10 protein-coding genes and 1 pseudogene are annotated in these 12,388 nt (G+C 72.7%); 8 read left to right on the top strand and 3 right to left on the bottom strand.

Annotated elements, in window-relative coordinates:
* The first annotated feature begins 46 nt into the window (after nt 1–46).
* The 8 genes and pseudogenes from NI26_RS10585 (at nt 47) to NI26_RS10620 (ending at nt 8,610) form a co-directional block, all read left to right on the top strand.
* Nucleotides 47–319, top strand: a complete 273-nt coding sequence (locus NI26_RS10585; protein ID WP_066655121.1) for an HPr family phosphocarrier protein — start codon at nt 47–49, stop codon at nt 317–319.
* A gap of 138 nt (nt 320–457) precedes the next feature.
* Nucleotides 458–1,300 carry an exodeoxyribonuclease III gene (locus NI26_RS10590; protein WP_066658424.1) on the top strand — a complete coding sequence of 281 codons (843 nt, stop codon included), beginning with the start codon at nt 458–460 and terminating at the stop codon, nt 1,298–1,300.
* Between the two features lie 34 nt (nt 1,301–1,334).
* Nucleotides 1,335–2,345, top strand: coding sequence for a tryptophan--tRNA ligase (gene trpS / locus NI26_RS10595; protein WP_066655123.1), 1,011 nt, complete (start codon nt 1,335–1,337; stop codon nt 2,343–2,345).
* A gap of 11 nt (nt 2,346–2,356) precedes the next feature.
* Nucleotides 2,357–2,953 carry a GNAT family N-acetyltransferase gene (locus tag NI26_RS10600; protein WP_158407759.1) on the top strand — a complete coding sequence of 199 codons (597 nt, stop codon included), beginning with the start codon at nt 2,357–2,359 and terminating at the stop codon, nt 2,951–2,953.
* A gap of 12 nt (nt 2,954–2,965) precedes the next feature.
* Entirely contained in the window at nt 2,966–4,087 is a 1,122-nt protein-coding gene (gene ribD / locus NI26_RS10605; RefSeq protein ID WP_081984948.1) for a bifunctional diaminohydroxyphosphoribosylaminopyrimidine deaminase/5-amino-6-(5-phosphoribosylamino)uracil reductase RibD, read from the top strand.
* Nucleotides 4,088–4,116: 29 nt separating this feature from the next.
* Nucleotides 4,117–4,740: pseudogene (gene ribA, locus NI26_RS10610) on the top strand (GTP cyclohydrolase II); the annotation flags it as partial.
* Between the two features lie 283 nt (nt 4,741–5,023).
* The gene (locus NI26_RS10615; protein ID WP_066655129.1) at nt 5,024–6,445 is read left to right on the top strand and encodes an MFS transporter; all 1,422 of its coding nucleotides are present in this window, start codon (nt 5,024–5,026) and stop codon (nt 6,443–6,445) included.
* 272 nt (nt 6,446–6,717) lie between these two features.
* Nucleotides 6,718–8,610: an ABC transporter ATP-binding protein gene (locus NI26_RS10620; RefSeq protein WP_066658427.1), complete on the top strand. Its 1,893-nt coding sequence runs from the start codon at nt 6,718–6,720 to the stop codon at nt 8,608–8,610.
* An 89-nt stretch (nt 8,611–8,699) separates the two neighbouring features.
* Here NI26_RS10620 and NI26_RS10625 read toward each other — a convergent pair whose 3' ends face one another.
* The 3 genes from NI26_RS10625 to dacB form a co-directional block, all read right to left on the bottom strand.
* A complete protein-coding gene (locus tag NI26_RS10625; RefSeq protein WP_066658430.1) occupies nt 8,700–10,121 on the bottom strand; it encodes an NAD-dependent succinate-semialdehyde dehydrogenase in 1,422 nt (473 codons plus the stop codon).
* Nucleotides 10,122–10,222: 101 nt separating this feature from the next.
* Complete coding sequence (locus tag NI26_RS10630) at nt 10,223–10,843, bottom strand: isochorismatase family protein (protein WP_066655131.1); 621 nt, start codon at nt 10,841–10,843, stop codon at nt 10,223–10,225.
* A 40-nt stretch (nt 10,844–10,883) separates the two neighbouring features.
* Nucleotides 10,884–12,380 (bottom strand): D-alanyl-D-alanine carboxypeptidase/D-alanyl-D-alanine endopeptidase, encoded by a 1,497-nt coding sequence (gene dacB / locus NI26_RS10635; RefSeq protein WP_066655133.1) that lies wholly within the window; start codon nt 12,378–12,380, stop codon nt 10,884–10,886.
* Between the last annotated feature and the right edge of the window lie 8 nt (nt 12,381–12,388).

The raw sequence follows: 12,388 nt of genomic DNA on the forward strand, positions 1-12,388 counted from the left end.
CGCGCTCGCTAGCATGAGCGCACCACCCGTCGACAGGAGTCCATCGATGTCCGAAGCCACCCGCACCGTCACCGTCGCCAGCGCGTCCGGCCTGCACGCCCGCCCCGCGTCCCTCTTCGTCCAGACCGTCACCGCGTCCGGTCACCAGGTGACGATCGCCAAGGGCGACAAGTCCGGCAACGCGGGCAGCATCCTCGCGCTCCTCGGCCTGGGCATCGAGAACGGCGACGAGGTCACCCTCACGGTGACCGGCGACGACGCCGAGACGACGGCCGACAGCCTGGTCGAGTTCCTGCAGACGGACCACGACGCGGCCTGAGCAGGTCGGTCGCGCACGCGACCACACGACGGACGGGAGGCACGGTGCCAGCTGGCACCGTGCCTCCCGTCCGTCTGTCGCGACCCACGGCGACGGGCTGGGCCGGAGCCGTCGGCGCGCGTCGGTAGGGTGGTCGGCATGACACGCCTGCGCCTCGCATCCGTCAACGTGAACGGCGTCCGCGCCGCGTTCCGGAAGGGCATGGGCGACTGGCTCGCCACCCGCGACGTCGACGTGCTCGCCCTGCAGGAGGTCCGCGCCTCGACCGACGACCTGGCGGGGCTGCTCGGCGACGAGTGGGACATCGTGCACGACCCCGCGACGGCGAAGGGCCGCGCGGGGGTGGCGATCGCCTCGCGGCACCGCGCGCACGTCCACCGTGTGGAGCTCGGCCCGTCCGACTTCGACTCCGCCGGGCGCTGGATCGAGGCCGACTACGAGCTCGACGGCACCACGGTCACGGTGGTGTCCTGCTACGTCCACTCGGGCGAGGTCGACACCCCCAAGCAGGACGAGAAGTGGAAGTTCCTCGACGGGATGACCGAGCGGCTCCCCGCGCTGCGCGAGCACAACCCGCTCGCGGTCGTCGTCGGCGACCTCAACGTCGGGCACGACCAGCGCGACATCAAGAACTGGAAGGGCAACGTCAAGCGCGCCGGTTTCCTGCCGCGGGAGCGCGCCTACTTCTCGCGGTTCTTCGGCGCCGAGGGCGAGCAGGTCGAGGGCGCCGACGGGTCCACCGCGCCGGGTCTCGGCTGGGTCGACGTCGGCCGTGAGCAGGCCGGCGACGTCGACGGTCCCTACACGTGGTGGTCGTGGCGCGGGCAGGCGTTCGACAACGACTCCGGATGGCGCATCGACTACCAGGTGGCCACCCCCGACCTCGCCGCGAAGGTCACGAGCTGCACGGTCGACCGCGCTGCGGCGTACGACCAGCGATGGTCCGACCACGCCCCCGTGGTCGTCGACTACGAGCTCTGACCCCCTCCCCTCCACGCAGTACAGGAACACCCTCATGACCAAGACGCGCATCTTCTCGGGCATCCAGCCGTCGGCCGGATCCCTCCACCTCGGCAACTACGTCGGGGCGCTCATGCAGTGGCGCGACCTGCAGGACGACCACGACGCCATCTACTGCGTGGTCGACATGCACGCGATCACGTCCCCGCAGGACCCCGCGGAGCTCCGCGCGAGCACCCGGGCGACCGCGGCGCAGTACATCGCCTCCGGCATCGACCCGACGAAGTCGACCCTGTTCGTGCAGTCGCACGTGCCGGCGCACGCCGAACTCGCCTGGGTGCTGAACACCCTGACGGGGTTCGGCGAGGCGAGCCGCATGACCCAGTTCAAGGACAAGTCGGCACGGCAGGGCGCCGAGGCGGCCTCGGTCGGGCTCTTCACGTACCCGGTCCTCATGGCGGCGGACATCCTGCTCTACGACACCGCCGTGGTGCCGGTCGGCGACGACCAGCGACAGCACGTCGAGCTGACGCGGGACCTGGCGACCCGGTTCAACTCCCGCTTCGGCGACACCTTCGTCGTCCCGAAGGCGCAGATCGGCACCGAGACCGCACGCATCTACGACCTGCAGGACCCGACGAGCAAGATGAGCAAGTCCGCCGCGTCGGACAACGGCCTCATCCGCCTGCTCGACGACCCGAAGCGCACCGCGAAGAAGATCCGCTCCGCCGTCACCGACACCGAGCGCGAGATCCGGGCCGACCGCCAGGAGAAGCCCGGCGTGACCAACCTGCTCGCGATCCTGTCGGCGTTCACGCGGACCCCGGTCGCGTCGCTCGAGGAACAGTTCGTCGGCAAGGGCTACGGCGACCTCAAGGGTGCCGTGGCCGACGCCGTCGTCGCCGAGCTCGAGCCCGTGCGCGCCCGGACGCTCGAACTGCTCGACGACCCTGCGGAGCTCGACCGGCTGCTCGCCGTCGGCGCCGAGCGTGCCGAGTCCATCGCGCAGGCCACGCTCGCCCGCGTGTACGACCGCATCGGCTTCGTGCCCCGCTCGCGCGGCTGACGATGCTCCCCGTGACGCTGTCGTCGGACCGGGTGCACCTCACGGTGCCGACCCGGTACGACACCGCGGCCATCACGCGGGGCTGCCAGGACCCGTCGGTCGTGCGGTGGACGACCGTCCCGACGCCGTACACGGACCGCGACGCGCAGACCTTCGTCGACGCGCTGGTCGGTCCGGGGTGGGCGTCCGACCGCGAGTACACCTGGGGCATCCGGCGCCCGGGGTCGACGTGGCTCGAGGGTGTGGTGTCGTTCCGCACCGAGCACCGCGACCTCGGCTTCTGGCTCGCACCGACGGCCCGTGGCGAGGGGCTGATGCACGCGGCGGTGGAGCTCGTCGTCGCGTGGGCGTTCTCCCAGGGGGCGCCCGACGTGTACTGGGAGTGCTACGAGGGCAACGTCGGCTCCGCCTCGGTGGCCCGCGCCGGCGGCTTCGCGTTCACGGGCACCGGGACCGCCCGGATCCCCGACCGGGACGGCGGGCCGACGACCGCGTGGACCGGCCTCCGTCGCGCCGACGGCGTCCCTGCGTCCGACCTGCCCTGGCCCGCGGCGTCGTTCGCTGACAGGGGACAGCAAGGTGACGCGTCATCGACGCCTCGTCGGTAGTGTCGGAGCGTGATGTCGCCGTCCGACCCGCGCGCCCGCCCCGAGGAACTCCGGGCGATGCGCCGCGCCCTCGAGCTCGCCGCGCTCGGACCGGTCGTCGGTGACCACGCCCGCGTCGGTGCCGTGCTGCTCTCCCCCGCCGGGGACGTCCTCGCCGAGGGCTGGCACAAGGGCGCGGGGACCCCGCACGCCGAGGTCGACGCGATGGCGAAGGTGCCCGCTGAACAGCTGCGGGGCGCCACCGCCGTCGTGACGCTCGAGCCGTGCAACCACGTCGGTCGCACCGGCCCCTGCGCGCTCGCCCTGATCGAGGCCGGCGTCGGCCGCGTCGTCTACGCCGTCGACGACCCGGGTGAGCAGGCGAGCGGCGGGGCCGAGCGGCTGCGGACGTCCGGCGTCGAGGTCGTCAGCGGCGTCCTCGCCGACGAGGCCGAGGCGTTCCTCGAGCGCTGGCTGCTGTCCGTCCGCACCGGGCGCCCGTGGGTGACCGTGAAGTGGGCGTCGAGCCTCGACGGTCGCGCGGCCGCCGCCGACGGCACGAGCAAGTGGATCACCGGCGCGGCAGCCCGACAGCACGTGCACGAGCAGCGTGCCGCCCACGACGCGATCCTGGTCGGCACCGGCACCGTGCTCGCCGACGACCCGAGCCTCACCGCACGCGGCGACGCCGGCGAACTGCTCGCCGACCAGCCGCTCCCCGTCGTCGTCGGCGACCGCCCGGTACCCGACGACGCGGCCGTCCGACGCCACCCACGCGGCCTGCTCGCCCTGCCGGGGCACGACCTCGCCGCCGCGCTGCGCACCCTGCGTGACCACGGCGTGCACAGCGTCCTCGTCGAGGGCGGTCCCACCGTGGCCTCGGCGCTCGTCGCCGCGGGCCTCGTCGACGAGCTGCTCGTGTACCTCGCGCCCGTGCTGCTCGGTGGCCCGCGCGTCGCGATCGGTGACGTCGGCGTGGGAAGCATCGGCGACCGCCACCCGTTGGACATCACATCGACCACCAGCCTGGGACCCGACCTCCTGGTCCGCGCTCGACCCCACCGCGCCCGGACCGCCCGTGCCGACGACGCGACGTCGACGGCCGCGACGACCAGGACCGCCGACCAGGCACAGAACGACCGGAGCACCCCATGACCGACGCCCTCACCTCCCCCACCCCGGGCAGCCCGGTGCAGTTCGAGGTCGCGACCACCGTCCCGACCACCCACGGCACGTTCGAGATGCGGGCCTACCGCGACCTCGTCACGAGCGCCGAGCACGTCGCGATCATCGCCGCGCTGCCCGACGGATCGGCCCCCGGGGACGACGCCCTGGTCCGCGTGCACTCGGAGTGCCTGACCGGCGAGGCGTTCGGGTCGCTGAAGTGCGAGTGCGGGCCGCAGCTCGACGCCGCGCTCGACACCATCGCCACCGAGGGCGGGGTCGTGATCTACCTGCGCGGGCAGGAGGGACGCGGCATCGGGCTGATCAACAAGCTCAAGGCCTACCGCCTGCAGGAGGACGGTCTCGACACGCTCGACGCGAACCTCGCGCTCGGACTGCCGGCCGACTCCCGCGAGTACGGCGGCGCGGCGGGCATCCTCACCGACCTCGGCATCGCCCGCGTCCGACTGCTCTCGAACAACCCCGAGAAGCGTCGGCAGCTCGAGGAGCACGGCATCGCGGTGTCGTCGCTGGTCCCGCTCGTGGTCGGCGTCGTCGCGCAGAACGCCGGGTACCTCGACACCAAGCGCGACCGCATGGGCCACCAGCTGCCCGCGCACCTGGAGACCGGCGCGACCAGCTGACGGGGATGGCCGGCTGACGGCGGTGGCCGGCTGACGGCGGTGGCCGGCTGACGGCGGTGGCCGGCTGACGGACGCTCCGCGGCGCGCGGACGCTGCCTCGGGCCTCCCGGCCGATTTCCAGCTGCGCGACGGGTGTCGTAAGGTGAGGGTTCCGTCACGAGCGGTCCACCACCCACCGAACGCACCCGGTCCGAGTCCGCGCCACCCCGCGCGACCGACCGGTGTCCGCAGCCTCGGTACACCGCCGCGCTCCTCGTGAGTGCTCCCCTCGGAGTCCCCGTACATGACCGCCGCCCCGGCACCCGCCGCCACGACCGACACGAAGGCCACCGGCAACCCGCGCTCCCGCGTGATCATCGCCAGCCTCGTCGGAACCTCCATCGAGTTCTACGACTTCTACGTCTACGCGACCGCCGCCGTCCTCGTCTTCCCCACGCTGTTCTTCCCCAACGAGGACCCGACGGCCTCGCAGCTGTCGTCCTTCGTCACGTTCGCCCTGGCGTTCTTCGCCCGCCCGGTGGGGTCGATCGTCTTCGGCCACTTCGGCGACCGTGTCGGTCGCAAGGCCACCCTCGTCGCGTCGTTGCTCGTGATGGGGACGGCGACGTTCCTGATCGGCTGCCTGCCGACCTTCGCGTCGATCGGCATCTGGGCACCGGTCCTGCTCGCCGTGATGCGCTTCGCCCAGGGCGTCGGGCTCGGCGGCGAGTGGTCCGGCGCGGCGCTGCTCGCGACCGAGAACGCGCCGAAGGGCAAGCGCGGCGTGTTCGGGTCGATGCCGCAGCTCGGCGCCCCGATCGGCTTCCTGCTCGCGAACGGCCTGTTCATCGCCATCAACGCCGCGATGCCCGCCGGTGCGGACGGCACCCCGAACGCCGACTTCCAGGCGTGGGGCTGGCGCATCCCGTTCCTGCTCTCGGCCGTTCTCGTGATCGTCGGCCTCTACGTCCGGTTCAAGCTCGTCGAGTCCACGGTGTTCCGCGGCGTGCAGGAGTCCGGCTCGGTCGCCAAGGTGCCGCTCGGACGGGTGTTCCGCACCTCGTGGAAGGCCCTGATCGTGGGCACCTTCGGCATGGTCGCGACCTACGTGCTCTTCTACTTCATGACGACGTTCACGCTGTCCTACGGCACCACCGCCGCCGAGGCCGGCCCGCTGGTGCCGAAGGTCGGCCTCGGGTACAGCCGGGGCGAGTTCCTCACGCTGCTCATGATCGGCGTCGTGTTCTTCGGCGTCTTCACCCCGATCGCCGGGTGGCTCGCCGACAGGTACGGCCGCCGACGCACGCTCATCCCCACCACGATCGGCATCGCCCTGTTCGGCCTGACGTTCCAGTTCTGGTTCGCCGCGTCGACCGGGCCGATCACCGTCGTCACGTTCCTGGTCGTGGGGCTCTCGCTCATGGGCCTGACGTTCGGTCCGATGGGGGCCCTGCTGCCGGAGCTCTTCCCGACGAACGTCCGCTACACCGGGTCGGCGATCGCCTACAACGTGGCGTCGATCCTCGGGGCGTCGCTCGCACCGACGATCGCCCTGGCGCTGTGGCAGCCGGACGGCACGATCGTCTGGGTCGGGCTCTACCTGACGCTCGCCGCCGTGGTGACCGTGGTCGCGCTCTTCTTCGTCCGTGAGACGAAGGGTGCGGGGCTCGACGAGGCCGACGCAGCCGGCTCGCCGGACGCTGCTCCGGCAGACGTGCGGGCATGACCGGCGCGTCCTGACGCGACCACCCGACGGACGGGAGGCGCGGTGCCGGTCCGGCACCGCGCCTCCCGTCCGTCGCGTCCAGGGTCGCGCGCGCGATGTCGCCTGCGCGTGCTGCCGCTGTGGGACGACACCCCCGACGTCGTCCGACAGCGGGGATGTCGTTCAACGGCGAGACGACCAACACGACGCCGCGCACCACGCTCCCACGGGACGGTGCGAAGATGGACGACGGCCGCCAGCACACCCCGCACGGGCGGCAGGAACCAGGAACGATGAGCCTCTTCTCCGCACGCCGCAAGCCGTCCGAGGGCCCACGGGCGAGCTTCGGCCGCCTGCTGACCTACCTGTTCGAGAACAAGCCCGCGATGGCCCTGATCATCGTGCTGAGCGTCCTCGGAGCCGGCGCCTCGCTCGCGCAGCCGTTGCTCGTCAACCAGGTCGTCACCGCCGTGCAGCACGGCGAGACGCTCTCGATCCTGGTCTGGGCGCTCGTCGCCCTCGTGCTCGTCTCGGGCGTGCTGAACGGCGTGCAGCACTTCCTGCTCCAGCGCGCCGGTGAGGGCGTGGTGCTCTCCACCCGCCGCAAGCTCATCGCGCGGATCCTCAACCTGCCGATCTCGGAGTTCGACACCCGCCGCACCGGCGACCTCGTGTCCCGCGTCGGCAGCGACACGACGCTCCTGCGCGCCGTGCTCACGCAGGGACTCATCGAGTCGATCGGTGGCGCCCTGACGTTCGTCGGCGCGATCATCGCCATGGCGGTCATCGACCCCCTGCTCCTCGGCATCACCGTCGTCATCGTCCTCGTCGCGATCGTCGTCGTCGGCGGGCTCAGCCGACGCATCCGCGTCGCGTCGAAGCGTGCCCAGGAGAAGGTCGGCGACCTGACCGCGGCGGTCGAGCGGGGCATCGGTGCCGTCCGCACGATCCGTGCCGCCGGGGCCACCGGCCGCGAGGTCGCCGAGGTCGACGGACACGCCACCGAGGCCTACCGCCGCGGCCTGGACATCGCGAAGATGTCGGCGTTCGTGGTGCCGGTCGCGAGCATCGTGATGCAGGTCGCGTTCATCGCCGTGCTCGGGGTCGGGGGTGCACAGGTCGCCGCGGGGCAGATCACCATCGCCACGCTGATCACCTTCATCCTGCTGCTCTTCATGATGGTCATGCCGCTCGGGCAGGCCCTCGGCGCAGCCGTCGCGGTCGCGCAGGCACTCGGCGCCCTCGGCCGCATCGAGGAGATCCTGCACCTGCCGACGGAGGACCAGGACGACGGTGCCGTCCGGGTCGCCGCGGCGACGGAGACCGACGACGCGATCGCGTTCGAGCACGTGACGTTCCGGTACGCGCGGGCTGCGGATGCGACGGGCGCGGACGGAGCGTCGGGCGCGGACGGCGCGACGGGCGCGGACGGCGCGACGGGCGCGGGCAGCGCGACGGACCGGTCGGGAGGCTCGGGTGCCGTCGACGCCGCACCCTCCGCCGAGGACGTGGTGCTGGACGACGTGTCGTTCCGCGTGCCCCGCGGCGCGCGGGTGGCGCTGGTCGGCCCCTCCGGGGCCGGCAAGTCCACGACGCTCGCGCTCATCGAGCGCTTCTACGACCCGACCTCGGGCGTGATCCGGCTCGGCGGCGTCGACGTCCGCGGGCTCGACCGCGCCGAGCTCCGCGCGCAGATCGGGTACGTCGAGCAGGACGCCCCCGTGCTCGCCGGCACCATCCGGGCGAACCTGCTGCTCGGCTCCCCCGACGCGTCCGAGGCCGAGTGCGTCCGGGTGCTCGAGGCCGTCAACCTCGGCGACGTGCTGCACCGCGACCCCCGCGGGCTCGACGCCCAGGTCGGTGAGGACGGCGTCATGCTGTCCGGCGGTGAGCGGCAACGGCTCGCGATCGCCCGAGCGCTGCTCGCCGCTCCCCCGATCCTGCTGCTCGACGAGTCGACGTCCTCGCTCGACGGGGTGAACGAGCAGAAGATGCGGCTCGCGATCGACGCCGTCGCGGCCGACCGGACGCTGCTCGTCATCGCCCACCGGCTGTCGACCGTCGTCGACTCCGACGTCATCGTCGTGCTCGAGCACGGTCGTGTCGTCGGCACGGGCACGCACTCGGAGCTCGTGCAGTCCACCCCGCTCTACCGCGACCTCGCGAAGCACCAGCTGCTCGTCTGACGTCGATCCCGCGGAACGCAACGTCGGCGGTTCCTCGCAGGGCTGTACCGCTGCGAGGAACCGCCGACGTTGCGTCGTGCGGAGGGGGGTCAGGCGGCGAAGGGGTCCGGCGTGAGGACGTAGACCGACTCCAGGTACTCCTCGAGGCCCTCGTGCGAACCCTCGCGGCCGAGCCCCGAGGACTTGACCCCGCCGAACGGGAACGCCGCGTTCGACACGACGCCCGTGTTCAGCCCGAGCATGCCCGTCTCGAGACGCTCGGCGAGCCGCTGACCGCGCCGGAGGTCGGTCGTGAACGCGTACGCGACGAGCCCGTACTCGGTGTCGTTCGCGAGGCGGATGCCCTCCTCCTCGGTGGCGAACCGCGTGATCGACACGACCGGCCCGAAGATCTCGGTGGTGAGGATGTCCGACCCCGGCGGGACCTCGTCGAGCACCGTCGGTGCGTAGAACGTGCCCGGACGGTCGACCCGCTCCCCGCCGGTCACGAGCCGGGCACCCCGCTGCACGGCGTCGTCGACGAGCCCGGCGGCCTTGTCCACGGCGCGGTCGTCGATCAGCGGACCGATGGTGGTCCCGTCCTCGGTGCCCCGGCCGATCCGCAGTCCGTCGACCTTCGCGGTGAGCGCCGCGGTGAAGGCCTCGGCGATGCCCTCCTGCACGAAGAAGCGGTTCGCCGCCGTGCAGGCCTCGCCGACGTTGCGGAACTTCGCCTGCATGGCCGCCGTGACCGCCTCGTCGAGGTCGGCGTCGTCGAAGACGAGGAGCGGAGCGTTGCCGCCGAGCTCCATGCTCGTCTTGAGGACGTTGTCGGCGGCCTGCTTGAGGAGTGCCGATCCGACCGGCGTCGAACCGGTGAAGGTGAGCTTGCGCAGTCGGCGGTCGGCGATGATCGGCTCCGACAGCGCCTTCGCATCGCGCGAGGGCACCACGTTGAGCACACCGTCGGGCAGCCCGGCGCGGCGGAACAACTCGACCAGGAAGAGCGTCGTGAGCGGCGTGAGGTCCGCCGGCTTCAGCACGACCGTGCAGCCGGCCGCGAGTGCCGGGCCGATCTTGCGCGTCGCCATCGCGAGGGGGAAGTTCCACGGCGTGATCGCGTAGACGGGACCGACGGGGCGTCGGAGCACGATGCCGCGTCCGGTGCCCTCCGGGTTGGTGCGGTAGTCACCCGAGATGCGGACGGCCTCCTCCGAGAACCACCGGAGGAACTCGCTGCCGTAGGCGACCTCGCCCCGGGACTCGGCGAGGGGCTTGCCCATCTCGAGCGTCATCAGGGCGGCGAGGTCGTCCTCGTGCTCGTGGGCCAGGTCGAACGCCCGGCGCAGGATGTCCGACCGTCGCCGCGGCGCGGTCGAGGCCCAGGCCTCCTGCGCGGCCACGGCGGCGTCGAGGGCGGCGATGCCGTCCTCGGGCGTCGCGTCGGCGACCTCGGCGAGGACCTCGCCCGTGCTGGGGTCGCGGACGGGGAAGGTCGCGCCGCCGCTCGCGGCGCGCCAAGAGCCGCCGATGAAGAGTCCGGTGGGGACGTCGGCGACGGTGACGTGGTCGTCCGAGACGGTGGTGGTCGGGCCGGCCGGGGTGGGTCCGCTGGCCGTGGTGGTGGGTGCGGTCACAGTACTGCTCCTCCGGGGTTCGCGAGCCCCTCGTCCATGTCGCTGTGGTCGACGTGCCCGCCGACCGCGCTGATCTCGTCCAGGGCCCGTGCGCTGCGGTCCGGGTCCACCCCGGCCACGAGGTCGTCGTAGACGGCGACGTCGTACCCGGCGGCCCGCGCGTCGAGCGCCGTGGCGCGCACGCAGTGGTCGGTGGCGATGCCGACGATGTCCACCGTCGTCACCCGACGGTCGGCGAGGAGGTCCGGCAGCGCGGTGCCGTCGTCCGTGCTCGCCTGGAACGCCGAGTAGTCCGGCCGGCCCCGCCCCTTGAACACGTCGACGTCGATGACGCTCGTGTCGAGGTCCGGGTGGTACGCCGCACCGGGCGTGCCGCCGACGCAGTGCACCGGCCACGTGTCCACGAAGTCCGGCCCCTCGGGTCCGGCGAAGTGTCCGCCGTTGTCGTCGTCGCCGTGGTGCCAGTCACGGGAGCCGACGATGAGGTCGTACTCGTCCGCGTGCCGACGGAGGAACGCGCTGATGCGCTCCGCGACGGCCGCGCCCCCGGTCACACCGAGCGCGCCGCCCTCCGTGAAGTCGTTCTGGACGTCGACGACGAGCAGTGCCCTGGCCATGCATCCATCCTGCACCCGGCACCCTGCGGCTTCGTGGACGTCAGGACGAGGTCAGGCTCCCACCGCACCGGTACGTCGCCGCGGTGACGGCGTCGAGCGCCGGCAGTGCCGCGGCACGCGGGGACCCGATCGCGTAGAACGCGAAGGTGAGACGTCGGCCGTCCGCCGCGTCGATGTACCCGCCGAGCGTGTTCGCGCTGTCGATCCACCCGGTCTTCGCGTGCACCTTGCCGCGCGCCACCGCGTTCTCCCCCGTGAACCGGCTCGACAGGGTGCCGGACACCCCGGCGACCGGCAGCGCCCCGGACAGCACGCCGAGGCCCTTCTCGCCCGCGGCGACCGCGACCATGAGGTGGGCGACGAAGGACGGCGACACCGCGTTCGCCGCGCTCTCCCCCGAGCCGTCCTTGATCGTGATGCCCGCGGGATCGACGCCGTAGCCGGCGAGTGCCTCCTGGTAGACGCCGGTCAGCGACGCCGCCGACCCGCCTGCACCGGACTCCTTCGACGAGACGCGCGCCAGCATCTCGGCCAGGGTGTTGTCGGAGTTCGGGATCATCTGCCCGATCAACGTCGACACCGGCTGCGAGGAGACCGAGGCGATCTGGTCCGTGCTCGTGGTCGCGCGCTGCACCACCTGCGCGTTCCCGGCTCCTGCGACGCCCGCGTTCGCCAGTGCCGTGCGGAAGGCTGCTCCGGCGCGACCGACCGGGTCGGTGGAGCGGGGCGAGGTCGCAGCGGCCGGGTTCGCCCGGTCGCCGTCGACCATGAGCGCGGTGACCCGGGGCTGGTACCCGATGGTGCGCTCGCTCTCCGGCCAGGTCGGGTCCCACGCGTCGGCGTCGTCCCAGTAGCTGTCGTCGGCGACGATCGTCGTCACCGGGGCGTCACCGAGGGCCGCCTTCACCTGCTGTGCGAGCTGCGCGAGGGTCGGCGCGCCCGGGTACACCGTGCCGTTGCCGGCCGAGAGCGTCGCATCGCCGTGACCGACGAGCGCGACGGTGCCGTCGGCCTCCTTCGTCACCGTGGTCGGGATGCGGTGGTCGCCGCCGAGGACCGCGAGGGCCGTGGCGCTCGTCAGCGTCTTCATCACGCTGCCGGTCTGTGCCGCCTCCTCCCCGTTCCGTGAGAACAGCGTCTCCCCGGACTCCGCGTCCATGACGAAGCCCTCGAAGGACCCGAGGCCGGCTGCCGAGGCCGCGGCGTCGATCGTGCAGGTCCGCAGGGCCGACGGGCCGGCGGCGTCGTCCGGCACCGAGCGGGACTCGTCCGTCGGCGTCGCACTCGGTGTCGCGGAGCTCCGGGGCGTGTCCGACGGCGCGGGCGTCGCGGCGGCCGACCGCGTCGCCGCGGACGGGCGGGACGGCATCGTCGCGGCAGCCACGGCGACCGAGGCGCCCGAGCCCAGCAGGAGGACACCGACGAGACCACCGGCGATCCACGGGACCGGTCGGCGAGCCGCGGAGCGGCGCAGGGACCCGACGGCGCCGCGGAGGCGTGCCGGGACGGACTTCGACGTGGGCTGCTGGTCGGACATCGCGACCG

The sequence above is a fragment of the Curtobacterium sp. MR_MD2014 genome (assembly GCF_000772085.1).
Taxonomy (GTDB): Bacteria; Actinomycetota; Actinomycetes; order Actinomycetales; family Microbacteriaceae; genus Curtobacterium.